This window comes from Bradyrhizobium agreste, from assembly GCF_016031625.1.
GTDB lineage: Bacteria > Pseudomonadota > Alphaproteobacteria > Rhizobiales > Xanthobacteraceae > Bradyrhizobium > Bradyrhizobium agreste.
On sequence record NZ_JACCHP010000035.1, the window covers coordinates 1 to 26011 of the forward strand.

Consider the following 26011-nt stretch of genomic DNA (forward strand, 5'->3'; position numbering starts at 1 on the left):
CGGAAAGACCGCACGAGGCGCTCGGCATGAAGTGTCCGGCGGAATTGTATGCGGCGTCACCGCGCCGCTATGACGGCTTGCCCGAACTGTCCTATCCATTCCATGACCGCGACGTCCTCGTCACGGCCTGCGGACGGCTCTGCCTGCATCGCAAGCGAATCAACATCTCGACCGTGCTGGCCGGCCAGAAGCTCGGCATCAAGGAAGTCGACGAGGGCATCTGGCTCGTCAGCTTCATGCACTACGATCTGGGATACTTCGACCTGGAGCAAAAGACCTTGCAGCCCCTCGACAACCCATTCGGCCCGAAGCCCGTTACCGATGTCTCCGGTCCGACATCGTCGCTCTGACGCCACTCTTGCTCATTCTCGGCATGGCAGCTCCCCTGCTTGGCCGCGCTGAGCGGTCAACCCCCGAAGCCCGCAGGGGCGCGCCCCTTGGCGCGCGGGGTTGACGGCGATAGCGCGGGCCGAGCAAGAATAGGCCGTGCCATGAAGGCGTGGAGTGACCTGCAACCTTCGACAACCCGTTCGGCACGAGGTTGTCACCCATGTCTCAGGTACGATTCGTTACCTATGTGTCCGGGCTGGACAAACCGGGCGCTGGTGCCGCAAGAGGGATTCGAACCCCCGACCCCGTCATTACGAATGACGTGCTCTACCGACTGAGCTATTGCGGCGAACCTGCCGGGACCGAAGCGATGCCGGCCCCGATACGCGCGCTCCTGATATCGGGCATGGCCCGAATTGGCAAGGACAAGCGGGAGGCGAAATGCGGCTCACGCGCCCCAGCGGGACCAGAATCCGCGCCAGCCGCCCGCCTGGGCTTTGGGCGTGCCGATTTGTTCCGTAAATTCATCGCTTGGGCCGTCGTCGTCGATGCCGGGATCATCGGGTGCACGGACGATCGGGATGACGGTCTGGATCGGCGCCGAGGCGGGCTTACCGAGGTCGGCCCGGGTCCGGAAGACCGGTGTCGGCGCCGGCGGCGATGATTCGGCGGGCGCCGGAGCCGGATTCGCCGGCTCGGCGGACGTCACGGCCGGCTCGTCGGCCTCCGCAGTCTGCTCCCCCGTCTCCTTGCCAGCTTCCTTGGCAGCCTCCTTCGCGGCGTCCTTGGCCGGAGGGGGTGAATTGTCTTGCGCGGCCGGGGCCGGCACCGGGGCCGCCTCCGGCGGTTCCATCGCGACTTCGCTGGGAGCCGCGGTCACCCGCCTCGGCGGCGGCGCGGCTAGCATGGCTTCCTCGAAGGCCGAGGATTCGATCGTGGTGCCCTTGTCCGAGGGCAGGCTCGCAACCGGCGTCTGCCATTGGAACGCATCGAGGCGTCCGGTGACCGGGGAGACCGGACGCCAGCGGTTGCTGACATAGCCGTCCGCGGTCCAGGCGGGATCGAGACGGGCGCGCACCGCGCGCAAGGTCCAGGCGCGGGCACGGCCGCTATCGCCATGCTCGGCGCGCTCGATCTCAGCCATCAGCAGCGCGACGCGCTGGGTCGGATCGTTGACGTGCGGCGCAAGCACCTCGCGGGCACGGCCGAATTCGGAGGCGTCGATCGCGGCCCGCGCGATCGCGAGCTGGCCCTCGATATGGCCCGGCTTGTCGGCAGGTGTCTTGGCCGCGAGGGTCTCCACCCGCTGCAGGCGCTGCCGCGCGGAATCGCCGAGCTTCACATGCGCATAGGCTTCCGCAAGATCGGGATGCGGATTGGCGAGCCAGGCGGCTTCCACCAGCTTCATGGCGCGGCGCACCTGATGCGCTTCGCTCTCGAATTTTGCCGCCAGCACGGCCGCCGGCACCAGGGTCGGCGCGAGCTTGACCGCCTCCATCACGCTCTCGCGCGCGACGTCGCGGTCCATCGTTTCCAGTTCCAGCGCACGCGCGGCGAGTAGCACGCCGCGCTGGCGGCGATAGGTCTGCTTGTCGATCAGGCCCGCGGACAGATTCGAATCGAGGATCGCGAGCGCGCCGCTCCAGTCGCCGCGCGCGCAGCGGAAGCCGAGCACCGCGTGCGAGGCCCAGGTCGCGGACGGCGACAGCTTGATCGCTTCCTCCGCGATCATCACGGCGCCGACCGCATCATCGGCGCGCTGCGCCTCGATGAAGAGACCGCGCAGTCCAAGCAGCCGCGTGTCCTCGCGCTCGGCCATGGCGCGGAAGACGCGCTGCGCCTCGTCGCGATTGCCTTCGAGCTGCGCCGACTGCGCGTGCAGCAGCAGCGCAAGCGGATCGTCTGGTGCATGCCGCCGGGCCGCCTCGGCGTGCCGGCGCGCGAGCGCGGAATCGCCGTGGCCGATCGCGAGCAGGCCATGGGTAATGGCGTGACGGCCGCGGGCATGGCGCTTGTCATGACGGCGGCGGCGCAAGCGCCCCGGCATGCGCCAGATCGTCGTCAGGATGCTCCAGACCAGCACGACGGAAGCGGCAAAGAGGCCGAGCAAGAACACGAACCTGGGCAGCGTCGTCGAGATGCGGAAACTGCCCGCGGTCAGGACGAGATCGCCGGGCTGGTCGGCAATCCAGGCCGCGCCGGCCGCCGCCAGTGCGATCAAGACGAGAAAGAGGACGATGCGAAGCATGGCGATCCCTATACGCGCCGATTGTTGCGCGAATCTTATTGAGTGGATTTGGCGAGATCCGCCATGGCCTCGTCGGCGAATTTGCGGGATGCGGCGAGCGCGGCGTCGCGCGCATCGACCTTGTCGAGCCAGGCCTGCGCCGGGGCGCGATCAGCCTCGGGCAGCGTCTTCAGCTCGCGCCGCGCTTCTGCGAAATCGCTGCGGAGCGCCGCCGCCGTCACGCGCGTCACGACGGCGCCGCGATCGTTGCCGATGCCGTCGGTACGCTCGATGCGCACGAGCTTCGACGCGCCGGCTTGGAGACGCTCGACAATGCCGGCCTCGCTCGACGGAGCTTCAGCCGGCGGCGACAGCTTCGGCACGATGTTGAGGAGCTCGCGGCTGAGCGCCGCTGCCGTCGGGATGCCGGACGATGCAAACGCCTCGAGCGGTTTGAGCATGTCGGGCTTGGCCGTCAATGACCGCGCCACCGCCAATTGCGATTGATAGGGATCGCCGTGGCGAACGGCAACGTCGAGCAGGGACGCCGCCACCACATAGCGGAGCGGCTTGTCGTCCAGCGTCTTGGCCTCGGCGATCTTCTCGCCCTGCTGCGCGAGCTCGGCCCGCTCGGTCTTGCTGGCGCGCTCGAGCTGAGCGATGCGGTCGGTGAGCGCGGCAAGATCGGGCGCGGCACCCGGGGCTGCGGATTTCGCATCGTTCAGCGCGCTCGCGGTGTTGTCGAATTGTGCGCGCAAATTGGCGATCTCGCCACGCAGCGCACTCGCCGCTTTCTCCAACGCGTCGATTCGCGCGACTTGGGCCGGATCGGCCGCGGGCCTCGCGGCCTTGGCTTCGACCGCGGCAACGCGTCCGCTCAGCGCATCGACCGTCGCATTGGTGACCTGCGGCGCGGCCGGCGGGGCCTGCACCGCGGGCCAACCCAGCATCCAGCCGACTGCGATCACGGCCGCAGCAGCGGCAGCGCCGGAGAAGGGCGCAACGATCCAGGGGGAAATCGGCGCCGATAAAGGCGCCGCCGCGGACGTCTGCTGCTCTGCCGATTCGGACTGAGGCTCGGCCTTGACTTCATCCGATCCGGGCTCTTCCACCCTGGCCTGCTCCTGCGCGAGATGCTCGGACGCCTCGGGCTCGCCCGCGACCTGCTGCGGCTGGGTCGAGACTTCCGTCGCCTCGAGGTCGATGGTGGGCGGGGTGCGCTTTGCACGACCCGGATCGGGCGCCAATCCAGCGTCTTCAGGCTTGTCGTCGGCCATCGTGACGGTTCCTCACACTTCCATACCAGGGACTAGATTGCGTCGGATTCGGCCCGACCTTTACGCCAAACGGGTGCGCAACGCACGCTCCAAGGTGTCGAACAAGGCAGTTTCGTCCGGCGTTGCGGCCACCAGAACCTGCGACGCGCCGGCATCGCGCAGCACGCCCGCAACGGTCTCGGACAGGCAGCAATGCGGGATCGCCAGCGCCGAAATTTCGACACCTTCGTCCCGCGCCGCGTCGAGGAACGCGCGTGCGCTGCGCCGGGAGTAGTGCAGCACCGCCTCGATCCCATGGGCGGCAAAGCCTTCACAGACCTCGCGCGGCAGATGCTTCACGGGCGCCATGCGATAGGTCGTCTGCGTCACCACGCGGAAACCTTCCGCACCGAGCTCACCGCCGAGGTCGCGCGACAGATCCGCGCCCGCGAGATACAATAGCGTGCTGTTTTTCTTCAGCACCTTGTCGCGCGCGCTCTGCATCACCTTGTGGCGCAGGGACGCGGCATCGCCGCCGGCGACGATCACCTCGGCAAAACCGGCCTCGCGCGCTACAGCAGCCGTATGCTCGCCGACCGCGAACAAGGGCAGCGGCAACAGACCGAGGTCCGCCAATTGCGGCGCCACGGCGCGGATCGCGTTGGCCGAGGTGACGAGAACGGCGTCAAAGGAAACTTCAATCTCGCCATGGAAGGCGACCGGCTCGAGCTTGAGCGCCGGCGCCAACAGCACCGCATGCCCGCGCGTGCGCAGATTGTCCGCCGTCGCCACATTGTCGGGATGCGGCCGTGTGACAAGAATGGACATCGCTGGTGTTCCCGGACCATTTGGCGGTGATGCATCGACCAGAACGGCTGCGCGTGACGATTGCGCAAGCCGACCCCGGGATGCTACCGGACGTACCAGAACTCTGCTTTACGGATGAGCGCAAGGGCGCAAATTGGATAACAATTCGCCAATGCTGGTGCTGGGCATCGAAACCACCTGCGACGAGACCGCCGCGGCCGTGATCGAACGCGCGGCCGACGGCAGCGGCAAGATCCTGTCCAACATCGTGCGGTCGCAGATCGAGGAGCATGCCCGCTTCGGCGGCGTGGTGCCGGAGATCGCCGCGCGCGCGCATGTCGACGTGCTCGACGGGATCATCGACCGTGCCATGGCCGAGGCCGGCATCGACTATGCCCAACTCGACGGTGTCGCGGCAGCCGCGGGGCCCGGGCTGATCGGCGGCGTCATCGTCGGGCTCACCACCGCGAAGGCGATCGCGATGGTGCACGACACGCCGCTGGTCGCGGTGAACCATCTCGAAGCGCATGCGCTGACGCCGCGTCTCACCGACGGCGTCGAATTTCCCTATTGCCTCTTCCTTGCCTCCGGCGGCCATACCCAGATCGTCGCGGTCACCGGCGTTGGCCAATATGTGCGGCTCGGCACCACGGTCGACGACGCCATCGGCGAGGCCTTCGACAAGGTCGCGAAGATGCTGGGCCTGCCCTATCCCGGCGGCCCGCAGGTCGAGCGCGCCGCTGCCGGTGGCGATGCCACGCGCTTTGCGTTTCCGCGGCCGATGCAGGGGCGCCCCGATGCCAATTTCTCGCTATCAGGATTGAAGACGGCGGTGCGCACTGAAGCGAGCCGGCTGGCCGAGCTCACGCCGCAGGACATCAGCGATCTCTGCGCAAGCTTCCAGGCCGCCGTGCTGGATTCGACGGCCGACCGGCTGAGCGTCGGCCTCAGGCTGTTCCGCGAAAAGTTCGGCGCGCCGCTTGCGCTCGTGGCTGCCGGCGGCGTCGCCGCCAATCAGGCGATCCGCGGCGCGCTTGATGATGTCGCGCGGCAGGCCGGGACGCAGCTGATCATGCCGCCGCCCGCGCTTTGCACCGACAACGGCGCCATGATCGCCTGGGCCGGCGCCGAGCGCCTCGCGCTCGGCCTGACCGACACGATGGACGCGCAGCCGCGCGCACGCTGGTTGCTCGACGCCAAGGCGACGGCGCCGGCAGGCTACGGCAACACGCGAGCGGGATATTAGGAATGACCGCTCTCCAATCCGTCGCAGTGATCGGCGCAGGCGCCTGGGGCACGGCGCTGGCGACGGTGGCGGCGCGAGCCGGGCGAAATGTGACGCTGTGGGCACGCAATGCCGAGCATGCCGCGCGGATCGCATCGACGCGCGACAATCCGCGGCTGCCCGGGGTGCGGATCGTGCCTGAGATCATCGTGACGAGCGACCTGGCGCTCGCCGCGCGCGCGGACATGCTGCTGATCGCAACGCCGGCGCAACATTTGCGCGGCGCGGTCAACATGCTGGCCTCGCACATCACGAAAGCGGTGCCGATCGTCGCCTGCGCCAAGGGCATCGAGCACGGCACCCACAAGTTCATGACTGACGTGATCGCCGAGGCCGCGCCGCACGCGCAGCCGGCGATGCTGTCGGGACCTAGCTTTGCCGACGACGTCGCATGTGGCCTGCCGACGGCAGTGACCCTGGCGGCAAGCGATGAGGCGCTCGCCAGCAGCCTGGTGCAGGCGCTGGGCTCGCCGACATTCCGCCCCTATCACTCCACCGATATCCGCGGCGTCGAGATCGGCGGCGCCGCCAAGAACGTGCTGGCGATCGCGGTCGGCATTGCGGTCGGGCGCAAGCTCGGCGCCTCCGCGCAGGCGGCGCTCACGACCCGCGGCTTTGCCGAGCTCACGCGCCTCGGCCGCGCGCTCGGCGCACGCCGCGAGACGCTCACCGGCCTGTCGGGCCTCGGTGATCTCATTCTGACCTGCTCGAGCCCGCAATCGCGCAACTTCGCGCTCGGCCTCGCGCTCGGGCGGGGCGAGCAGCCTCCCGCCGGCAAGCTCGCCGAGGGCGAGTTCACCGCCCCCGTGCTGATCGAACTCGCCGCTTCGCAAAACATCGAGTTGCCGGTATCGGAGGCGGTCGCATCGATCCTGAGCGGCCGAAGCACGATCGATGCCGCGATCTCGGCGCTGATGACGCGCCCCTTCAAGGCAGAGGAATAAGCATGGCGTACTGGCTCGTGAAATCCGAACCGTCGGTGTGGTCCTGGGACCAGCAGGTCGCGAAGGGCGCCAAGGGCGAGGCCTGGACCGGCGTGCGCAATTTCACCGCGCGTCAGAACCTCGTGAACATGAAGAAGGGCGACAAGGCGTTCTTCTATCATTCCAACGAGGGCAAGGAGATCGTCGGCATCGCCGAGATCATCAAGGAGGCCTATCCCGATCCGACCGACAAGACCGGCAAATTCGTCTGCGTCGACATCAAGGCCGACAAGCCCCTGAAGACACCGGTGACCATGGCCGCGATCAAGGCGGAGAAGAAGCTAGCGGATATGGCCCTGGTGAAATATTCTCGCCTGTCGGTGCAGCCGGTGACGGCAGAGGAATGGAAGCTCGTCTGCAAGATGGGTGGGGTTTAGCCGCATCTAGCCTAGTCTAGCTATGTGGAGAATGGCGGTGCTGGCAGCATGAAATAAATAGCCGACGCGATGTTTGAAGCGCCTGGGTGCGTACCGCCGCAATGCGGCAGAGGCGCTGACAAAATCCCGCGACTAGAGCACGAGCCTCTGGCCAACCGCCCGCAAGATGTGGCACTATCTGTGCGTCACGCACGTCGATATTGCAACCGAAAATCCATATCATTGAACTTCAAGGGTTTTTACTTTCGGGCGAGGCCCACTCATTGAGCAAGCTTCACAAGATATCGAGCAAACGAACGCAGCCTGGACTCGGCGCTGTAATTTTCGTCCATGGACTCGGCGGCGATGCATTCGCCACATGGCGCAAGGGAAAAGAATCGAGTTCTTTCTGGCCGCAATGGCTCGCAGAGGATTTAGAGCAGCTTGATGTTTATTCGTTGTCTTACGAGGCCTCGCCAGTCGCCTGGCTGGGTACCACAATGCCTATCTTCGATCGAGCTAAGCAAATTCTTACTTGGCTTGAACCTCTTTCGGAAAGGCCGATCGTCTTCATTTGTCACAGCCTAGGGGGACTGTTGGTCAAGCAGATGATTCGCCTAGCCAGTACAGGAGGTTTCGCCAACTGGCGGGCTCTTGCTAATCAAACCAGAGGTGTCGTCTTTTTGGGAACGCCTCATACAGGCGCTGACATCGCGGGGACTTTGGATCGACTCGGTGCAATCCTGGGCACTTCAGTTTCGATGACAGAACTAGCTAAAAACAGCCCACACCTTCGGGATATTAACGAGTGGTATCGAAACTCTGCCAGACCATTAAACATCAAGACGCTTCCGTTCTACGAAAAGCAACCGACCCACGGAATTCTCGTTGTCGACGAAACTGCCGCCGACCCCACGATTGAGTCGGTTGCAGCAATACCTTTGGACGGCACACATCTCACGATGTGCAAGCCCGAGTCGCGCGAGGATTTTCTGTACGTAACTGTTGAGCGTTTCGTTCGCAGCTGTTTCCGAGCTGAGCTAAGTGAACAGGAGCTGCTTCCTAATGGCCAAGCGGACAGCACGGGTTTAAGCCGCGTATCGCCGGCGCTGCATAGTGAAAGTACGAGCGAGAAGTGGCTATTGGGGATCAAGAACTACCCCGCCGTAAAGCCGTATGAGATACCTTTCGAAGCGATCAAGGCGTTCGCTCGCGCATATCCAACGCTGCCTGCTGCAAAGAACTTCATCAACGGCGTGAATGCCTTACGAATCAAACTAAATCCAGAAAACAACACTGAGCAACAAATACTCGTCGAGCCTCACGACCTCGGCATGTCGCCTGGGAATTTCATCGATTTTTGGACAGAGGTTCTGACGCTCGCCGGACACAAATCAAGGAGAACCCTTGCTACGTTCACGGTTGCACCAAATGCTCCGAATCCGGCTCTGTATGGGCCAGAAGCAACGCATGCGTTTAATGAATTGAGGAGAACTCTCGAATCGTTGGAGTGACTTTGATGATTGCAAAACGATTTATTCGCCAAGCCTTTTCCGCCTTTCTGGTCTTCTTTGCGTATCTCAGCGTTGCCTCCGCTGATGTAAAACCTAGCTTTGTTGACGCTCAGATATTCACTAGCGCGCTCGAGCAAGCACTCGTCCAGGGCGTCCAGTCAACTAGCCAGGTGCTCAACCGGCTTGGGCCCGATGTCCAGCAGGCTTTGCGGGACGCTCAGGAAAAAACCGACTTTCGATACTATAATTTTTCAGCGCGATCCCAGATCGAGATGCTTTACCAGCGAGCCGAAGCCGGAGGTGCCGGACAAGGCGAACTGTTCCTCGCGCGCCTCAAAGACAATTTGGCGCTTAACTCGGCCGCTCTTGCTGAAGATCCAAGGCTTAAGTTTCTCGATGCCGTTCCGAGGCGATCGGGCCCCATAGTTTTCGCAGAGATCGCCACATTAACTGGCGACGCGGTCGCGAAGGAACTTTCGCCAGCAATCGAGGAGGCTCTGACCGTTCTCAGCGAGCACACGAGTGCCCGAGGGTTGGGACATGTACGGGGCGTTCTCCTGCGGAATCTGAACCTGGACAACCGTGGGGGCAAAGATTCTATTCGCAAATTCGACGATCTCGTGCGCCAGTCCGCAAGCAGACGGGGCGTTATAGCGGCGGCATTTATTGCGCACACACCGCCGCCTAAGCTTCAGATAGCTGTTCAGCGGGTAATCGAAGACTTTGCTCGCTCGAGCGGCGCTTTTGCCGTCGACCCAGCCGTAGCCAAGGTAATGGCCGGCCTCTCGAACGAACTCACCGCATCGGAGCAGAGGCTTGTTCAAACCGACGGGGCTTTCCTCGAGGCTCATGACGCGAAGCAGTCAATAAGGCCGTCGGTTGACGGGGCATCCGACGCAAAGGCCGCCCTCGCGCTCTCGAAAGCAATCGAATCGCCTCCTGGTGCGTCATCAGGTGGCGGTGGAGGACTTCCGTTTCCACAGCCGAGCCCACGCGGAGGTAGTGAGCTGGCGCAAAAACATCAGCGATACGTTGAGCAGAGTTTCGAACGTAGAAGCAGCGTGGGCAATGCGCCGCCACTTCCGGGATGGGTGCAAGGTTCACGCCCACCACCCGTACCAAGGGCCTATCGAGTCGCGATTATGTCGCCAAGAGCGGCAAGAGGTATCGCGGTCGGCGCTGAAATGAGAAGCGAGGTGTTTCGGCGACCGCTCAAGGCATATTGGATTTCCGACAAGACAAACCAACGTTTTGGTCGCCTAGTAATTTCATTCGCTCCTTGCAAGGATAATTGGGTCAAGTTCTTTTGGGAAATGTTGAACCGTTGCAACGGAGATCCGATCGTCGCAACATCGAAGCGCCTGCACGCAGACAGCTTCATGGCGGCGAACCAACTGCTCTGGGGGTCGTTCGGCACTGAAGCGCAGTTTGTCGAAGGTGACATTACTGTGTTGATGAGTATGAACCCTTGGGTGCTACCGGAAGGATTGGAGGCCCTCGTAAATCAGGAACAGAACTCAATCCGCAAGTACGAGCGATTAGTGGCTTCGTATAATGCTACAGTCACATCCGCCAAAAACTCTCTGTCTCACAAGTCTATTCAGGGCACTCAGTTTGACTCTCTCAATTCAGCGGAGTTCAAGAAGCTAGAAGCTAAGCTCAATGGACTTCGCAAGGAAATTGACATCGCAAAAAGTGCGGTGGAGACCGCCCAAGAGGCGGAGAAACAATACGCCGCCACCCATGGAGAGATACCACGTTCGATAGTATTCCACCCCGCTATTCACGGTCGTGAGCTCGCTTGGTCGGCTGCCCGCATTGACTTCTGGTTCAACGATACGAAACGACTGTTCGAGGAGGCAGAATCCATTGCACTTGATAAAGATGTGACTACCAAGATGCGCAGTGCACTCGATACTGCCAAGGAGGGAGCCGGTACGTGGCAGTTCTTTGAACAAGATGGAGTTATTGAACTTGAACAGAAGGGCTTAGCTCAGACCTTGATTGTTCACACGTCTTCGACGAGGGCTTCAAACGAAGACGGACGTTTTGCTGTCTCATTATTCCGTGTTGACGAGACGGCTGGAGCCTCCGAAGACCAAGCAGAACATCTGCTAAGGGGGGAAAAGGAGATCAGAATTCCACTTGCCTGGTTGCAACGAACGCATCCAGACTTTTGGAGGCTAAGCGACTTTTCAACGTCGCTTATGTTCCTTAGGTACCTAAAGTCAGAGCAAATTCAGCTTTTGTCCTTTTCACCTGACGATTTCGACCCACAGCGCCCGACGCCTGAGTGGATTTACGGCAACAAGGTCGAACCCGTTGTAAAACCCTAGCCCGACGCAGCAGCTCGAGGTGGCTATCCCATGTCGATTTCTGATACTTCCGAAGCCCGCTCGAGCTTAATTGCCGATCTCGCGTCGCAACTCGCTTTCCAGAAACGTTGGCGCGTTTTGTCTATGAGTGCCTACGTTATCACGACGGTCGGAACACTGCTTTGTTCTGCCGGCGCTACCTACTTTGCAGCGAGTGGCGCATCCTCAATAGCCGCCGTACTCGCTGCAGTTGCTACGGTACTTGTAGGAACGGAGAAAAGTCTCCTCTTCCGAGAGAAGTGGAAGTTTCATTTGCTCATGTACACGAAGCTAAATGTCTTTCGAACGAAAGTACTTTTGGGGCGAATCGCACAGGAGCAAGCATTCGACGAATATGGGACGCTTCTAATGATGTACGCTTCCGAATTGCCAATGGCAGCTCGAGAGCAAACCTGATATCCGCGCGTCGGACCCGACGGAGCTTGCTCATGGGGTGAATTGCTATGAATTGAATGAGACCGATAGAGTCCGCGCTTCGCGCCGGCCGGCAACTAATGCGGCCTTTCGATCTTAAGGCATAGTCGCAATTCGAATCACCAGGAAATTCCAGCATCCTGCCTCCGCGCGCCTACGCTCGAGCCTTACCTCCGCAGAGTTATTAGCCCTGGATTTGTACGTGGGCAAAGCGCAGCGTGCCCACCATTCAGGATGAAAGCCAGCGGTTGAACGGTGGGCACGGCGCGCGAAGAGCGCGCCTTTGCCAATCCTACTGGTCCGGCAGCGCAAACACCTCGCACGGCGCGGCAATGCCGCGCAGCTCATGCGTGCCGAGCGCGACCAGCGGCATCTCCGTCTCGGCGGCGAGCGCACCCGACACCAGCACCGTTCGGCCCAGCGGCTTGCACAGTCCCTCCAGGCGGCTGGCGAGATTGACGGCGGGGCCGATCGCGGTGAAGTCGAGCCGGTTGGCGGCGCCGATATTGCCCCAGAGCATCTCGCCGAGATGGAGCGCGGCGCCAAACGACAAATGCGGCAACCCTTGCTCGCGGCGCTCCTTGTTGAGGTACGCCATGCCGGCTTCGGCTGCGCTTGCCGCGCGCAGAGCAGCGTCGCAGGCGCGGCGCGGTGACGCCTCGAGCACCGGAAAGATCGCGAGCACGCCGTCGCCGATGAATTTCAGCACCTCGCCGCCGAAGGCGTGAACCGCGCCGGCGATGCGATCGAACCAGGCGTCGAGCGCCGCAATGACATCGGCCGGCGGTGTGGTCTCCGACAGGCTCGTGAAATTGCGCAGGTCCGCATAGAGCAACGCGGCCCGGATGGTCTCGCCGAGATCACGGCGCAGCGGCGCCGCCAGCACCCGCTCCGCGCTGCGCTTGCCAAGGTATGCATCGAGCGTTGCCCGCAAGGTGGCGCGCGCGGCGAGCACGGCAAGCGGCGTCGCGGCGAAACGCGCGGCCTGACGTAATTGCCCGATCTCATCCGCCGTGAACGGACGCGGCCCGATCCAGCCGAGCAGCGGTCCATCGGGCCGTCCGACGACATCTTCGTGCACCTCGCCGCCCGCGCTGTCGCGCAGCCAGCGACGGCCGGCGTCATTGGGCGGATCTGGCGCGAGGCCGCCCGGCGCGAAGCCGAGGGCTTCGATCACCTGGCCGCTATCGGCACGCCACAACCAGGTTCGCTTCGCGATCAGCGGATGCGGCACCGCCAGCGTCAGGGCGCCTGCCGCGAGCGGCACGCCGTCGGCGACCAGATGCGCGCCGAGCTCCGCGAGCAGGCGGTCGGCCCCGGGACAATCCGAGGCGGCATCGACGAGCCAGGCCAGGGTCGAGGAGAGCTGCATGGCCCGATGATGGCGAAGGAGGGCGGTCTTTGTCACGGGCAATCCTTGACGGACCGCGGGGCCGCCGCCATGTCCCATCGTCAGACCAGGGATGATCGCCGATGCCCGAGCCATTCATAGTGCGACGAGAGACCCAGATCGCGGCCCCGCGCGCCACCGTCTTCGCCTATCTCACCGACCCCGAAAAGATCTTGAGCTGGATGGGCTCCGACGCCACCACGGAGCTGCATCCGGGCGGTCTCTACCTTGTGAAAGACATCGGCGACAGCCACCACAGCGCCCGAGGCGCTTTCCGCGAGGTGGTGCCGGTGCATCGGCTGGCCTACACGTTCGGCTGGGACGGCAGACAGGAAATGCCGCCGGGCTCTAGCCTTGTCGAGATCGACCTGATCGAACGCGACGGCGGCACGCTGCTGCGCATGACACATAGCGGCCTGCCGAACGAAGTCGAGTGCGCCAGCCACGACAAGGGCTGGGCGCACTATCTGGGCCGGCTCACGCTCGCAGCCGCGGGCCGAGATCCCGGTCCCGACCCCGGCGTTTCAGGCGATATGTAGGGGATGCGGCAGCTCAGACTGCCGCGGTCGCCACCACCTGCGCCAGCAGCTGCTCGCGCCTGGCCTGCGAGCGCTGGCCCTTCATGGTCGCGGCGAAGCGCTCGAGGATGCCGTCCTCGAAGGCGGTGACGATGGTGTCGTGGACGTAGCTCTTGCGGCAGATCGCCGGCGTGTTGGAGAGCTGGTCGGCGGCGGCGCGGATCGCGTCAAGCACCTGCTTCTTGCGGCCGCGCTGGCTGCTCGCCGGCGTGATCCGCGACAGCGACTCCACCACGACGGCGGACGCCATCAGCGTCCGAAAATCCTTCAGCGAGATCTTGATGCCGGCGATCTCGCGCAGAAACGCGTTCACCTGGGTGGTGTTGACCGCGCGGACGATGCCGGAGGCATCGCGATACTGGAACATGCGTTTGCCGGGTACGCTCTGCAAAATCCCGATGGCACGCACCAGCTTGGCCGCGTCACACTCTTTGCGCACCGCCTTGCCGCCCTTGGCCTTGAAGGTCAGCACGAAGCAATCGTCTTCCAGCGTGACGTTGGACTTCAGCAGCGTGGTCGCGCCGCGGGTGCCGTTGAGGCGGGCGTAGGATTCATTGCCGGGACGGATCGCGGTGCGCGCGATCAGCTCGATCACGGCCGAGAGCGCGAACTCGCGCGTCGGCTCGTCCTCGGACAGGAACGCCGAGACCTTGCGCCGGATTTTCGGCAGCGCGCCGACGAGCTTGGCCAGGCGATGCGCCTTGCGCTGCTCGCGGACCTTCTCCCAGGCGGCGTGATAGCGATATTGCAGCCGGCCTGCGGCATCGCGGCCCACCGCCTGAAGGTGCGAGCTCGGATCGGCGGAGTAGCGCACCTCGCGATAGGCCGGCGGCACCGCCATGGCGTGCAGCCGCCGGATGGTGCGGGCGTCGCGGATATGCGCGCCGTTGGGACGGACGAAGGAATAGCCCTTGCCGCGCTTGATACGGCGGATGGTCAGCTCGTTCTGGTCCCCGAGCCGCAAGCCCAGCTCCTTGGCGAGGGCCTCGACCGTCGCCGCAGGCGCCGTGTCGTAGGTCTTCTTGGGGCTGGGGCGCCTGAAACCGCCCGGTTTCGGCCATTGTCCGAGGGCGTTGGCCAGGGCAACGGCTGCAGGATCGGCTGAAGCGGGCCGTATCGTCCCGAGATTCTGCTGATCCATCATGGTCTTACGCCTTAGCCCTGTCTGTTATCGATCAATGCCGCTGTTGCGATCTTTGTTCCGACGGGTCTCTTTGGACCCGGGTTGGCCATTTAGGGGGTTCCGAACACGATTGCGAGTCCCGAATCAGTGAGAAGAGGTCTCCAAATACCTCCGCTCGGCGCATGGGGCCCTTGCGGCATCTGTGCTGGCGAGCCGGAAGCCGCCGATCGGCCCTGTTTCAGATTTGCGACAGCGAGCCTTCCGGACCTTGATCCTCCGCATGGCCGGCTGCCCGTCGAAGGTCCAGCTTGTGCTCCTTGTCGGGTCCGGTTAGCCCGACGCATAATCCGTCAAATGATGATGTCGGCATTGCCTGAGCTTGCCGCATGTGGAGGGAAGCATGTCCGAGAAGATCTACGATGTCCCCGCGGAGTGGGCGAAGCGCGCCTGGGTCGACCAGGCCAAGTACAAGGAGATGTACGCCCGCTCGATCTCGGACCCGAACGGTTTCTGGGCGGAGCAGGCCAAGCGCATCGACTGGATGCACGCGCCGACGAAAATCGAGAACGTCTCGTTCGCGCCCGGCAACATCTCGATCAAATGGTTCGAGGACGGCATCCTCAACGTCGCCTACAATTGCATCGACCGGCATCTCGCCAAACGCGCCAACCAGACCGCGATCATCTGGGAAGGCGACGATCCCTCGCAGTCCAGGCGCATCACCTATCAGGAGCTGCACGACGAGGTCTGCCGGATGGCCAACATCCTGCGCACCCGCAATGTCGGGAAGGGCGACCGCGTCACCATTTACCTGCCGATGATCCCGGAAGCGGCTTACGCGATGCTGGCCTGCGCGCGGATCGGCGCGATCCACTCCGTGGTGTTCGCGGGCTTCTCGCCCGACAGCCTCGCCCAGCGCATCAATGACTGCAAATCCAAGGTCGTGATCACCGCGGATGAAGGCCTGCGCGGCGGCAAGAAAGTGCCGCTGAAGGCCAATGTCGATGCGGCGCTCGCCAAGGCCGACGGCGTCGACTGGGTCGTCGTGGTCAAGCGCACCGGCGGCAAGATCGACATGAACCCGACGCGCGACCTCTGGTACCACGAGGCGGCGGCGATGGTGACCACGGAATGCCCGGTCGAGCACATGCACGCCGAGGACCCGCTGTTCATCCTCTACACGTCGGGCTCGACCGGCCAGCCCAAGGGCGTGCTGCACACCACGGGCGGCTATCTCGTGTTCGCCTCGATGACGCATCAATACGTCTTCGACTATCACGACGGCGACATCTACTGGTGCACCGCCGACGTCGGCTGGGTCACCGGCCACAGCTACATTCTCTATGGGCCGCTCGCCAACGGCGCGACCACGCTGATGTTCGAAGGCGTGCCGAATTACCCGGACAATTCGCGGTTCTGGAACGTCATCGACAAGCACAAGGTCAACATCTTCTACACCGCGCCGACCGCGATCCGTGCGCTGATGCAGGGCGGCGACGAGCCGGTGAAGAAGACCTCGCGCGCCTCGCTCCGCCTGCTCGGCTCGGTCGGCGAGCCCATCAACCCGGAAGCCTGGGAGTGGTATCACCGCGTCGTCGGCGACGACCGCTGCCCGATCGTCGACACCTGGTGGCAGACCGAGACCGGCGGCATCCTGATCACGCCGCTGCCGGGCGCCACCAGGCTGAAGCCGGGCTCGGCGACGCAACCCTTCTTCGGCGTGGTGCCTGAAATCGTCGATGCCGACGGCAACGTGCTCGAAGGCGAGACATCAGGCAATCTCTGCCTGACGCGCTCCTGGCCGGGCCAGATGCGCACGGTCTATGGCGACCACGCCCGGTTCGAGCAGACCTATTTCTCGACCTACAAGGGCAAGTACTTCACTGGCGACGGCTGCCGCCGCGATGCCGACGGCTATTACTGGATCACCGGCCGCGTCGACGACGTCATCAACGTCTCCGGCCACCGCATGGGCACCGCCGAAGTCGAGAGCGCGCTGGTCGCGCATGAGAAGGTGTCGGAAGCGGCGGTCGTCGGCTTCCCGCACGACATCAAGGGTCAGGGCATCTACGCCTATGTCACCCTGATGGCCGGCGTGCAGCCGACCGACGAGCTGCGCAAGGAGCTCGTGACCTGGGTGCGCAAGGAGATCGGTCCGATCGCCTCGCCCGACCAGATCCAGTTCGCCCCGGGCCTGCCCAAGACCCGCTCCGGCAAGATCATGCGCCGCATCCTGCGCAAGATCGCCGAGGACGAGCCGGGCAGCCTCGGCGACACCTCGACGCTCGCCGATCCCGCCGTGGTCGATGATCTCGTCAAGAACCGGCAGAACAAGAAGTCGGCGTAAGGCTAGCTCGTGCCCCGGACGCAGCGCAGCGCTACTTCAGCGGTGCGCTGCTGAGCCGGGGCCCAGCGATCGACCGAAAGAAAGAACTGGGTCCCGGATCGGCGCTCCGCTTGTCCGGGACACGAGATTGCGCGTCGCGCCCCTCTCGACCAACGGCCATTCACACCCTCACGCTCTTGTCAGCGAGCGCGGCAGCGCGCCGGCATCTTTCCCGCCGAGTGTTGTTTTCAGGTCATTTACTTTATTTCGAACATTTCCTTTGTTCCCCCTGCTGGCCGGCCCTCGGCAGCCCCGCGTCGAAACCATTGGGTTAACGGGCGCGGTTAAGAATCAGCATCGACGAGGGTTTGGCGCGGCGGCGATTGCCGGTTCTGCGTCATTTTGGACGATCCGTTTTGGGCAAGGGGAAGCATCGATGTCGATGAGGATTGCGGCGGCGCTGGCCGCCACCATCGCGGCTGGGGTCTTGACGTCGACGGCGGCGCAGGCGCGACCGGAAATGGTGGGGGCACACCTGGCCGACTATTCGCCGGGCACCATCGTGGTCAAAACCAGCGAGCGGCGGCTCTATCTCATCCTCGGGAACGGCCAGGCCGTGCGCTATCCGGTCGGCGTCGGCAAGGCCGGCAAGCAATGGGCCGGCACCACGAAGATCGACGGCAAATATCTCAATCCGGCCTGGGCGCCGCCCGCCGAGGTGAAGCGCGACAAGCCGAATATGCCCGACGTCATTCCGGGCGGCTCGCCGCGCAACCCGATGGGCGTTGCGGCAATGACGCTCGCCGGCGGGGAATATGCGATCCACGGCACCAACGTGCCGGGCTCGATCGGCGGCTTCGTGTCCTATGGCTGCATCCGCATGCTCAACGACGACATCACCGATCTCTACGGCCGCGTCTCCGTCGGCACGACGGTGGTCGTGACGCGCTGATCGGAGAGATCGAGTTGGAGAGCCGCGTCGTCAGACGCGGCTTTTTTGTCACCAGAAGCGCCAGCCGCGCCTGCACCAGCCGTCGCGATGGCCGCCATTGTAGCTGCGCACATAGCCGCCCGCGAGCAGGGCGGCCGCGACGTCGGCTGTGCGTCTGGTCGCGACATCGGCGAGGACGCGCCCGTATTTTTCCGAGCCGAGATTGTAGATCGTGACGCCGCCTTGGCCGAGCAGGTTGCGCAGTGCATCGGTGGCGGCTTCGGCCTTGTTCAGCTCGTCCTGGCAGGACGCCTTCAGCTCGGGTGCGTCGATGCCGCGCAGGCGAATCCGCGCGACGAGATCGCGTCCGTCGCGTTGATGTACGCGCGCCAGGAAAGTGTCGCCATCGATGGTGCGGATGACATCGATCGGTAGGCGATCGTCGGGATTGCCTGAGTGCTGGAGGATGATCTCGGCGTCCTGCGCGCGCTCGTCTCCCGGATGCGGAACCGGCCAGTTCGTGCCGTGCCGGAATGTGAGCACGACCGACACGACAAGCCCGATCACGAACACCCACGGCACCAGTCCGGCAAAGCGACGGCCGAATGGCGAGCCGCCGAACCGCGGCCGATAAGCATTGGGGCGATCCTGGAAACGCATCAACCGACGCTAGGACTGAGTCGGGGATGACGGCAAGGCACGGTCGGACGTGCGGCCTGCTGCCAACGCGCGCCTCGTCCGGATCGTGGCCGGTCGTAAATTCCACCTATGCAGAGAACGCTGTTCCAAGCGCGACGGATAAGGCAGCCACAACTAACTCACCCGCTCTACGCGCGCTGCATCTCCGATCGAGTTAGTTTTACGCCAAGCTGCATCGAGCTTTACCACGAGCCGATCGCTAGCTTCGAGGGTGACGGCCGTGGCTAGAGTGCTCATATGCTCTGCCGTCCACAGCAGATGGCTGTCGGACCAGAGTTCTTGTGTCCAAAGGATGGCATTGCATAAGCCCGGCGCGACAAGGTCCAGGCTCAACTCGCTTGGATAAGGTGCCGTTTGCGTCTCAGCACCGTAGTTGATGTCGGCAACCTGGCTTTCTCTGCTCAGTTTGCGGAATGCGCCGCGCAGATAACGATAACCGCCACTTCCCCACGATGGAGACCATTCGTAGTCAGCGCTGATGCGCGGGCGCGCCATCGTGTGCTGTAACTCCATGCGTGCCGTCTCGAACAGCGTCGTCAAGCTAAGCTGATACCGCTTTTCCATATCGGAGATAGTGCGGCGCAGATCGTCTAGTTCGGTACCGGCGTCGACGCCGGGCCATTCACAAGCAACACCGGAATAGCGAACCCGGTCCGGTATGATGATGCAATTCGGCCTGCCGAATTGCTCGCGCAAAGCGTAAACAAGCGTTGAGCGAGCCTCGTCGACGACGAGATGATTCGTATAGACGAAGGCAATAATGGCATCGAAGCCACCATTGAGCGTGTCGCGCGACTGGGTTGTGAGATCGCCTTCGACGAAGCGGATCTTGTTTGAAAGACCATTCTCCTCTGCCAGGGCGCGTGCGAGTTCCACGTTCTCGCGATCGATCGCAACGACCTCAGAAGCGCCCGCCTTCGCCGCGAGGAACGACATGAGCCCGGTACCGCAGCCGGCGTCGAGCACGCGCATTCCGGGTCGGATGAGCCGTTCGGTGGCGCGTGCAACGGCCATGGTGCGGTCGACTCGTGCGAGCAGTCTGACATGAGTAATACTGGAGAACAGTGGGTTGTGAAAGGAATGGGCAGGTTTCGTGGCTTTCGACATCGGCGGAAGTCCGGCTGCTATGGTTGATTTCACTCTTGGCTCGGGTGTTGGCGTCGCTCTCGGCGACCGACGCTAAGCCGGAATTCTCATAGTTGGCGGCGGGAAGATCAGTACCGGCGATTCAGATCATAAGTTTCAATCGTGTGAGTAGTTCCGACGGCTCGGGCGCGCGGTGTCTGGAACTGGTCGTCCGGCTCCGCTCAAGATTCTTTCACCTGCTCGTAGGCTATTGCTATCTTAAGATGTGTCAACGACATTCGATGCATATACCCGTCTAAGTAGATTCATCCCGCCGTCGGAATGGCCCCCGGCACGGAGCGCAGCGCCGCGCGGCTTGCTGTTTGCCGCGCATCCACGCGCTGAACGACGCTATCATCGCCGTCACCAGCCTCGTTTCGGGTGATCACGATTGGCTGAAGCAGCGCGACCCCGTAATTCTACTACCAGGTGTAAAATTGTTTCTGTGCCTACTTGCATAAAGCTGCAATTCGTTTACGCGAATTTCAATTTTTGGTTGCCAACTGGCTCGGGTAATTGCTGGGACGGGGGTTCACGATGGCATCCTTCAAATTACGTATCGGCACAAAGCTCGGCATCGTCTCAGCGATCAGCATTCTGCTGGTCGGTGGCATGCTGGTCAATCAGGCGCTGGGCAATCGGTCGATTGTGGCATCCAACGGCTTGTTAATTCTCAACTATCTCAACAAGGGCAATGCGCAGTCGGCGCAGACAGCGATAGCGCGGGCGCAGACAACCGCTCTTGAGATCGCGTCCGCGCCGTCAGTCGCCAGGATCGACGAGCTCCTTCAGGTTCTCCGTGCCAACGTGACCAAAGCCGACACGGAGATTGATGCCGCGCGCGATCGGGCCAAGCAACAGTTTACAAAGGATGCCTACCAGGCGGCCCGGAAAGCTGTGGATGCCTATCTGACCAGCGCCATCGAGCTTGCGGAGGCGCAAAAGCGCGTCATTGGCGTCGACGGAGGGGCCAAGGCCGAGGCGGAGGCGGCGAAGGCCCGCGTTCTTAACGAGCGTACATTCCCGGCGGCTGGGCAAGTCAACGCTGCCATTGACAAGGGAGTGGACATCGCCAACGAGTACGCGGCCAAGCGTAAGAGCCAGGTGCTGGAGGAATTGGATTCTACCGCCAATTTCGCTCTCGTGATCGGCGTGGCCGTCATGTTGACGCTGATCGGTTCCGCAGTCTTCGCGGTATTGAACATCGCCCGGCCGATCCGGCATATCGGCGATGTGCTGCGGCAGCTCGCCGACGGCAACAAGGCCATCGAGATTCCCTTCACGACCCGTGGCGACGAAATCGGTGACAACGCCCGTGCGGCCCGTACCTTCAAGGACAATCTGATCCGCATCGAGCAGATGGAAGCCGAGCGGAAGGATCTGGAGGCCGCAGCCGCCGCCCGGCGCAAGGATGAGATGATGAAGCTCGCCGGTGCGTTCGAAGCCGCGGTCGGTAGCATCATCAACTCGGTATCGTCAGCCTCCCAGCAACTCGAATCCGCCGCCGGCACGCTGTCGGGGACGGCAGAGCAGACGCAGCAACTCTCCGGGATGGTGGCCGCAGCTTCCGAAGAGGCCTCCGCCAATGTCGGCGCTGTGGCTTCCGCCGCAGAAGAGATGAGCACGTCGGTGGTCGAGATCGGCCGGCAGGTGCACGATTCCAGTCGCATCGCCGGCGAAGCGGTGAGGCAGGCCGAGCGCACCGACGCGCAGATCAACGAATTGCTCAAGGCTGCGGGCCGGATCGGCGACGTCGTCAAGTTGATCACCGCGATTGCGGAGCAGACCAACCTGCTGGCGCTGAACGCCACGATCGAGGCGGCTCGCGCCGGCGAGTCCGGCCGCGGCTTCGCCGTGGTCGCGAGCGAGGTCAAGGCCCTCGCGGCACAGACCGCGAAGGCCACGGAGGAAATCGGCGCGCAGATCGCCGGCATGCAGAGCGCGACGCAAGACTCCGTTGGAGCGATCAAGGAGATCAGCGCCACCATCGCCAGGATCTCGGACATCTCGACGACCATCGCTGCAACCATTGAAGAGCAGGGTGCTGCGACGGCCGAGATTGCGCGCAATGTCAACGAGGCAGCGAAGGGAACCGTCGAAGTTGCGGACAAGATCGCTCGGGTCAGCCAAGGCGCCAGCGCCACCGGCGCTGCGTCCGGACAGGTGCTGTCATCGGCGCGCTCGCTCTCCAGCGAGAGCGGACTCCTGAAAGCCGAGGTCGAGAAGTTCCTCGAGACGGTGCGCGCGGCCTGATTTGCGGCGAAGCGGCGAGCATCGCGTCGATGCTCGCCCGTCGCAACCCCGTTAAATCACGGGTTTGACGGCAACAAGAAAACAACTATAGGTAGGAGGAGCCCCGAAAAGCGCGATCATCATCGCCAGCGGTATCTGTTCCAGGGAGCCCCAACATGAACAACAACCAGGCCTTCGCCGATTCCCTGCAACGAATGGCCGATCTGATACGTCAGCAGCACAGCTCGCTCGACATCATGCCGCTCTCGCCAGTTGGCGAATTCCAAACCAGAACAGTCAGTCTCGAGACCTTGATGCGGGAAGTCACTGAGTGCCTGTCCGCAAGCTTTCGGCAGCGGCCGGCGCACGATTTTCCGATGCTGCATTTCGCATGGGGGAAATGCCGCGTCGGGTCGACGGCGCTGACTAACCTGTTTGGCACGATGGGAATGCCCTCATACTACCAGCCGGTGAAAGCCATCCTGCGCGATGCAATGGTGGGCAGCTCATTGAGATCTTGGATCGTGCCCTCAGCAAGCAATAGCCCGAATATCTTCAGCAAGGAGACGATGGGGCCCTATGTGCTCGCGGAAAGTCTGTTCAATCCGCTACAGATATTGATTGATGCGGGCTATCCGCGACACCGGCTCCATTGCATCATGCTCGATCGCGAACCGGCAAGTTCACTGGCGTCGTGGATCGAAAAATGGTCGGACCGCGCTTCTGAAAAAACGCTGATCCACAATTACGTTGCCGCCGCGCTCAACGCCGTGCGGGTGGAGAATTATGCCAGGCGACACGGCATTCCGGTCACCCGTTACGTGTATGAAGTGAGCAAGGAGCCCGTATCATCGGTGCGCATCCTCTTCGACCGGCTCGGTCTTTCGAACAGCTTTGCCGAAAAGGCGGTGACGTGCTGGCGGGAGACAGGACTGGACCAAGCGGATAACGCACGGGTTATATGGCCCAGTGAGGCGATTATTTACGACGTCCCCAATCTGCACACCTCCGATACAGCCTATCGCTACCAACGCCGCGCGACGTCCTTGCTGAGCCAGACGGTGCTGGACGTTCTTGAGCGTTGCGGCGTCAATGACGTCTATCGCGCTTCGGTTGCAGGCTGCGTTCACGATCTCGGCCTCACGCGGGCGACGTCGGCGAAGTTGTTTGGCGATTGGTTCGCTGCGGCCGCGTGACCATGTTGGAAGTGCCCACGATCGACGCGCCAGCCGTCCCCGGCATGGCCGATGGCAAGCAGCGCCGTATCACCCCCAGCCACCTTCGACGGCTGGAGGCGGAAAGCATCCACATCCTGCGAGAGGCCGCGGCCGAGTTCCGCAAGCCGGTCATGCTGTATTCCATCGGGAAGGACTCGTCAGTGCTGCTGCATCTGGCGATGAAGGCCTTTGATCCCGGCAAGCCGCCGTTTCCGCTGCTGCATGTCGATACGACCTGGAAGTTTCGCGAGATGATCGCGTTTCGGGACCGCCGCGCGCGCGAGCTCGGCCTCGACCTGATCGTCCATACCAACACCAACGGATTGAGCCAGGGCATCGACCCTTTCACCCATGGCTCGGCCCGCTACACCGACGTCATGAAGACGCAGGCGCTGCGGCAGGCGCTGGAGCTGCACGGCTTCGACGCCGCGATCGGCGGCGCGCGGCGCGACGAGGAGAAGTCGCGCGCCAAGGAGCGCGTGTTCTCGCATCGGAGCGCTTCGCATCGCTGGGATCCGAAGAACCAGCGGCCGGAGCTGTGGGGCCTCTACAACACGATGCTCGCGCCCGGCGAGAGCATGCGGGTGTTTCCGTTGTCGAACTGGACCGAGCTCGACGTGTGGGACTACATCCTGCTCGAGGACATCCCGATCGTTCCGCTCTATCTCGCAGCTTCGCGTCCCGTGGTCGAGCGCGACGGCGCGTTGATCATGGTGGACGACGACCGGATGCCGCTGCAGCCTGGCGAAGCGCCGCAATGGCGCTCCGTCAGGTTTCGCACCCTGGGCTGCTATCCCCTCACCGGCGCGACGACCTCGATGGCGGCCACCCTGCCCGAGATCGTGCAGGAGATGATGGCATCGCGCAGCTCCGAACGACAGGGACGCATGATCGACCGGGACAGTCCGGCATCGATGGAGCGCAAGAAGGCGGAAGGCTACTTCTGATGTCCTATCACGCGGCACCGACGATCGCCGCCGCCGATGCGCCCAGGCTCGCACAGGACGATCGCCCGACGTTGCGTTTCGTCACTTGCGGCAGCGTCGACGACGGCAAGAGCACGCTGGTCGGCCGGCTGCTCTACGATTCGAAGGCGCTGCTCGACGACCAGCTCGATGCGCTCGCCTCGGAGAGCAAGACCGCCGGCACCACCGGCGAGGACCTCGACTTCGCGCTGCTGGTCGACGGGTTGCAGGCCGAGCGCGAGCAGGGCATCACCATCGACGTGGCCTACCGCTTCTTCGCCACGAAGCTGCGCCGCTTTATCGTCGCCGACACGCCGGGGCATGCGCAATATACGCGCAACATGGCGACCGGCGCCTCCAACGCCGATCTTGCCGTGGTGCTGGTCGACGCGCGCAAGGGCGTGATCACGCAGACGCGGCGCCATAGCCACATCCTGTCGCTGCTGGGCATCCGCCACGTCGTGCTCGCCGTGAACAAGATGGACCTGATCGGATTCGACGGCGGTCGCTTCGCTTCCATCACCGCCGAATACCTGACTCTGGCCGGCCAGCTCGGGATCTCCCAGGTGCAGTGCATCCCGGTCGTGGCGCCCGACGGCGACAACATCGTCGCTGCGAGCACGCGCATGCCCTGGTACACGGGACCGACCATTACGGCGTATCTGGAATCCGTGGACGTGGCCGGGGACGCCTCGCAGCAGCCGTTCCGGCTGCCGGTGCAATGGGTGAGCCGGCCGCATGCGGATTTTCGCGGCTTCTGCGGACGGATCGCGAGCGGAACAATCGCGGTGGGCGATGCCGTTCGCGCGCAGCCGTCGGGACACCTGACCCGCATCGCGCGCATTCTCACGCCTGCAGGCGAGCGCAATCACGCTGAGGCGGGCGAGTCCATCACCCTCACGCTCGCCGACGAGATCGACGTCAGCCGCGGCGACGTGCTGACCGCCGGATCTGCAGCGCCGGTGTCGGATCAGCTCGCGGCCCATCTCGTTTGGTTCGATGACGCGGCCATGGTCGACGGCCGGCGCTATTTGCTCCGGTGCGGCACCGCCTCGACCGGCGCGGTGATCACGACGCTCAAGCACCGGATCGCGATCGACACCATGGCGCGGGAAAGCGCCACCACGCTCGACGTCAACGAGATCGGCTATGTCCATCTCGATCTCGACCGCCCGCTGGTGTTCGAGACCTATCGCGACAACCGCGACATGGGCAGCTTCATCCTGATCGACCCGATCAGCCATCGCACTGCCGCGGCGGGAATGATCGACATGTCGCTCCGCCGTGCCACCAACGTTCATTGGCAGCGGCTTGCGGTCGACAAATCCGTGCGGGCCCGGCTGAAGCAGCAACGGCCCTGCGTGCTCTGGTTCACGGGGTTGAGCGGCGCCGGCAAATCGACCATCGCCAATCTCGTCGACAACCGGCTTGCCGAGCTCGGGCGCCATGCCGCGTTGCTCGACGGCGACAATCTCCGTCACGGCATCAACCGCGACCTCGGCTTTTCCAATGCGGAGAGGACCGAGAACGTCCGGCGCGTCGCGGAGATCGCGGGGCTGTTCGTCGATGCCGGCTTGATCGCGCTGGTGGCGCTGATCTCGCCGTTCCGCAGCGAGCGCGAGCTGGCGCGCCAGCGGCTCGAAGCGGGCGAGTTCATCGAGATCCATGTCGCGACGCCGCTTGCCGAATGCGAGCGCCGCGATCCCAATGGACTCTATCGCAAGGCGCGGGCGGGCCAGCTGCCGGCATTCACCGGCATCGATCAGCCCTACGAAGCGCCGCTGGCGCCGGACATCACCATCGACACCTCGGAACTGTCGAGCGAGGCGGCCTGCGAACGCATCATCCGCTACTTGCGAGAGCACAATTACCTGTGAC

At 63.5% G+C, this 26011-nt stretch carries 20 protein-coding genes, 1 tRNA gene and 1 pseudogene; 14 read left to right on the forward strand and 8 right to left on the reverse strand.

What is annotated here, in order from left to right; all coding sequences use genetic code 11:
- A pseudogene (locus HZZ13_RS33940) lies at nt 1–350 on the forward strand (IS481 family transposase); the annotation flags it as partial.
- Nucleotides 351–603: 253 nt separating this feature from the next.
- On the opposite strand, the gene HZZ13_RS33945 reads toward HZZ13_RS33940, so the two are convergent.
- The 4 genes from HZZ13_RS33945 to HZZ13_RS33960 form a co-directional block, all read right to left on the reverse strand.
- A tRNA-Thr gene (locus HZZ13_RS33945) sits at nt 604–679 on the reverse strand.
- 99 nt (nt 680–778) lie between these two features.
- Entirely contained in the window at nt 779–2578 is a 1800-nt protein-coding gene (locus tag HZZ13_RS33950) for a heme biosynthesis protein HemY (protein ID WP_197963801.1), read from the reverse strand.
- 35 nt (nt 2579–2613) lie between these two features.
- Nucleotides 2614–3834, reverse strand: a complete 1221-nt coding sequence (locus tag HZZ13_RS33955) for a COG4223 family protein (RefSeq protein WP_197963802.1) — start codon at nt 3832–3834, stop codon at nt 2614–2616.
- Nucleotides 3835–3894: 60 nt separating this feature from the next.
- Complete coding sequence (locus HZZ13_RS33960; protein WP_197963803.1) at nt 3895–4641, reverse strand: uroporphyrinogen-III synthase; 747 nt, start codon at nt 4639–4641, stop codon at nt 3895–3897.
- Nucleotides 4642–4798: 157 nt separating this feature from the next.
- On the opposite strand from HZZ13_RS33960, the gene tsaD reads away from it, so the two are divergent.
- The 6 genes from tsaD to HZZ13_RS33990 all read left to right on the forward strand — a co-directional run bounded on the left by tsaD (nt 4799) and on the right by HZZ13_RS33990 (nt 11529).
- Nucleotides 4799–5866, forward strand: a complete 1068-nt coding sequence (gene tsaD, locus HZZ13_RS33965) for a tRNA (adenosine(37)-N6)-threonylcarbamoyltransferase complex transferase subunit TsaD (protein WP_197963863.1) — start codon at nt 4799–4801, stop codon at nt 5864–5866.
- 2 nt (nt 5867–5868) lie between these two features.
- Entirely contained in the window at nt 5869–6849 is a 981-nt protein-coding gene (locus HZZ13_RS33970; protein WP_197963804.1) for an NAD(P)H-dependent glycerol-3-phosphate dehydrogenase, read from the forward strand.
- Nucleotides 6850–6851: 2 nt separating this feature from the next.
- On the forward strand, nt 6852–7265 hold the full coding sequence (locus HZZ13_RS33975; RefSeq protein WP_197953562.1) for an EVE domain-containing protein: 414 nt from the start codon (nt 6852–6854) through the stop codon (nt 7263–7265).
- Nucleotides 7266–7528: 263 nt separating this feature from the next.
- Nucleotides 7529–8758 carry an esterase/lipase family protein gene (locus HZZ13_RS33980; RefSeq protein ID WP_197963805.1) on the forward strand — a complete coding sequence of 410 codons (1230 nt, stop codon included), beginning with the start codon at nt 7529–7531 and terminating at the stop codon, nt 8756–8758.
- Nucleotides 8759–8763: 5 nt separating this feature from the next.
- A complete protein-coding gene (locus HZZ13_RS33985; RefSeq protein ID WP_197963806.1) occupies nt 8764–11094 on the forward strand; it encodes a hypothetical protein in 2331 nt (776 codons plus the stop codon).
- A 30-nt stretch (nt 11095–11124) separates the two neighbouring features.
- Nucleotides 11125–11529 (forward strand): hypothetical protein, encoded by a 405-nt coding sequence (locus tag HZZ13_RS33990; RefSeq protein WP_197963807.1) that lies wholly within the window; start codon nt 11125–11127, stop codon nt 11527–11529.
- A gap of 310 nt (nt 11530–11839) precedes the next feature.
- Here HZZ13_RS33990 and HZZ13_RS33995 read toward each other — a convergent pair whose 3' ends face one another.
- Nucleotides 11840–12919 carry an adenylate/guanylate cyclase domain-containing protein gene (locus tag HZZ13_RS33995; RefSeq protein WP_197963864.1) on the reverse strand — a complete coding sequence of 360 codons (1080 nt, stop codon included), beginning with the start codon at nt 12917–12919 and terminating at the stop codon, nt 11840–11842.
- A 101-nt stretch (nt 12920–13020) separates the two neighbouring features.
- Between HZZ13_RS33995 and HZZ13_RS34000 the strand changes: the two genes are divergently transcribed.
- The gene (locus tag HZZ13_RS34000) at nt 13021–13476 is read left to right on the forward strand and encodes an SRPBCC family protein (RefSeq protein ID WP_197963808.1); all 456 of its coding nucleotides are present in this window, start codon (nt 13021–13023) and stop codon (nt 13474–13476) included.
- Between the two features lie 13 nt (nt 13477–13489).
- On the opposite strand, the gene HZZ13_RS34005 is transcribed toward HZZ13_RS34000, so the two are convergent.
- The gene (locus HZZ13_RS34005; RefSeq protein ID WP_197963809.1) at nt 13490–14659 is read right to left on the reverse strand and encodes a DNA topoisomerase IB; all 1170 of its coding nucleotides are present in this window, start codon (nt 14657–14659) and stop codon (nt 13490–13492) included.
- 379 nt (nt 14660–15038) lie between these two features.
- On the opposite strand from HZZ13_RS34005, the gene acs reads away from it, so the two are divergent.
- Together acs and HZZ13_RS34015 are read left to right on the forward strand one after the other, a co-directional pair.
- Nucleotides 15039–16985, forward strand: coding sequence for an acetate--CoA ligase (acs, locus tag HZZ13_RS34010; protein WP_197963810.1), 1947 nt, complete (start codon nt 15039–15041; stop codon nt 16983–16985).
- 415 nt (nt 16986–17400) lie between these two features.
- Nucleotides 17401–17916, forward strand: coding sequence for a L,D-transpeptidase (locus tag HZZ13_RS34015; RefSeq protein WP_197963811.1), 516 nt, complete (start codon nt 17401–17403; stop codon nt 17914–17916).
- A 48-nt stretch (nt 17917–17964) separates the two neighbouring features.
- On the opposite strand, the gene HZZ13_RS34020 is transcribed toward HZZ13_RS34015, so the two are convergent.
- Together HZZ13_RS34020 and HZZ13_RS34025 are read right to left on the reverse strand one after the other, a co-directional pair.
- Nucleotides 17965–18555, reverse strand: a complete 591-nt coding sequence (locus tag HZZ13_RS34020; RefSeq protein WP_197963812.1) for a thermonuclease family protein — start codon at nt 18553–18555, stop codon at nt 17965–17967.
- A 153-nt stretch (nt 18556–18708) separates the two neighbouring features.
- The gene (locus HZZ13_RS34025) at nt 18709–19701 is read right to left on the reverse strand and encodes a methyltransferase domain-containing protein (protein WP_197963813.1); all 993 of its coding nucleotides are present in this window, start codon (nt 19699–19701) and stop codon (nt 18709–18711) included.
- A gap of 555 nt (nt 19702–20256) precedes the next feature.
- On the opposite strand from HZZ13_RS34025, the gene HZZ13_RS34030 reads away from it, so the two are divergent.
- The 4 genes from HZZ13_RS34030 to cysN all read left to right on the forward strand — a co-directional run bounded on the left by HZZ13_RS34030 (nt 20257) and on the right by cysN (nt 26010).
- Nucleotides 20257–21972 (forward strand): methyl-accepting chemotaxis protein, encoded by a 1716-nt coding sequence (locus HZZ13_RS34030; RefSeq protein ID WP_197963814.1) that lies wholly within the window; start codon nt 20257–20259, stop codon nt 21970–21972.
- Between the two features lie 155 nt (nt 21973–22127).
- Nucleotides 22128–23147, forward strand: a complete 1020-nt coding sequence (locus HZZ13_RS34035) for a sulfotransferase family protein (protein ID WP_197963815.1) — start codon at nt 22128–22130, stop codon at nt 23145–23147.
- A 44-nt stretch (nt 23148–23191) separates the two neighbouring features.
- Nucleotides 23192–24115: a sulfate adenylyltransferase subunit CysD gene (cysD, locus tag HZZ13_RS34040; protein WP_246504680.1), complete on the forward strand. Its 924-nt coding sequence runs from the start codon at nt 23192–23194 to the stop codon at nt 24113–24115.
- A complete protein-coding gene (cysN, locus tag HZZ13_RS34045) occupies nt 24115–26010 on the forward strand; it encodes a sulfate adenylyltransferase subunit CysN (RefSeq protein ID WP_197963817.1) in 1896 nt (631 codons plus the stop codon). The genes cysD and cysN overlap by 1 nt, the downstream gene beginning before the upstream one ends.
- Nucleotide 26011: the final 1 nt, after the last annotated feature.

Bases quoted from the DNA above. Each gene is read 5' to 3' on its own strand.
- HZZ13_RS33950 (WP_197963801.1), bottom strand. From the start codon at position 2,578: ATGCTTCGCATCGTCCTCTTTCTCGTCTTGATCGCACTGGCGGCGGCC.
- HZZ13_RS33955 (WP_197963802.1), bottom strand. From the start codon at position 3,834: ATGGCCGACGACAAGCCTGAAGACGCTGGATTGGCGCCCGATCCGGGT.
- HZZ13_RS33960 (WP_197963803.1), bottom strand. From the start codon at position 4,641: ATGTCCATTCTTGTCACACGGCCGCATCCCGACAATGTGGCGACGGCG.
- HZZ13_RS33970 (WP_197963804.1), top strand. From the start codon at position 5,869: ATGACCGCTCTCCAATCCGTCGCAGTGATCGGCGCAGGCGCCTGGGGC.
- HZZ13_RS33975 (WP_197953562.1), top strand. From the start codon at position 6,852: ATGGCGTACTGGCTCGTGAAATCCGAACCGTCGGTGTGGTCCTGGGAC.
- HZZ13_RS33985 (WP_197963806.1), top strand. From the start codon at position 8,764: ATGATTGCAAAACGATTTATTCGCCAAGCCTTTTCCGCCTTTCTGGTC.
- HZZ13_RS33990 (WP_197963807.1), top strand. From the start codon at position 11,125: ATGTCGATTTCTGATACTTCCGAAGCCCGCTCGAGCTTAATTGCCGAT.
- HZZ13_RS33995 (WP_197963864.1), bottom strand. From the start codon at position 12,919: ATGCAGCTCTCCTCGACCCTGGCCTGGCTCGTCGATGCCGCCTCGGAT.
- HZZ13_RS34000 (WP_197963808.1), top strand. From the start codon at position 13,021: ATGCCCGAGCCATTCATAGTGCGACGAGAGACCCAGATCGCGGCCCCG.
- HZZ13_RS34005 (WP_197963809.1), bottom strand. From the start codon at position 14,659: ATGATGGATCAGCAGAATCTCGGGACGATACGGCCCGCTTCAGCCGAT.
- acs (WP_197963810.1), top strand. From the start codon at position 15,039: ATGTCCGAGAAGATCTACGATGTCCCCGCGGAGTGGGCGAAGCGCGCC.
- HZZ13_RS34015 (WP_197963811.1), top strand. From the start codon at position 17,401: ATGTCGATGAGGATTGCGGCGGCGCTGGCCGCCACCATCGCGGCTGGG.
- HZZ13_RS34020 (WP_197963812.1), bottom strand. From the start codon at position 18,555: ATGCGTTTCCAGGATCGCCCCAATGCTTATCGGCCGCGGTTCGGCGGC.
- HZZ13_RS34025 (WP_197963813.1), bottom strand. From the start codon at position 19,701: ATGTCGAAAGCCACGAAACCTGCCCATTCCTTTCACAACCCACTGTTC.
- HZZ13_RS34030 (WP_197963814.1), top strand. From the start codon at position 20,257: ATGGCATCCTTCAAATTACGTATCGGCACAAAGCTCGGCATCGTCTCA.
- HZZ13_RS34035 (WP_197963815.1), top strand. From the start codon at position 22,128: ATGAACAACAACCAGGCCTTCGCCGATTCCCTGCAACGAATGGCCGAT.
- cysD (WP_246504680.1), top strand. From the start codon at position 23,192: ATGGCCGATGGCAAGCAGCGCCGTATCACCCCCAGCCACCTTCGACGG.
- cysN (WP_197963817.1), top strand. From the start codon at position 24,115: ATGTCCTATCACGCGGCACCGACGATCGCCGCCGCCGATGCGCCCAGG.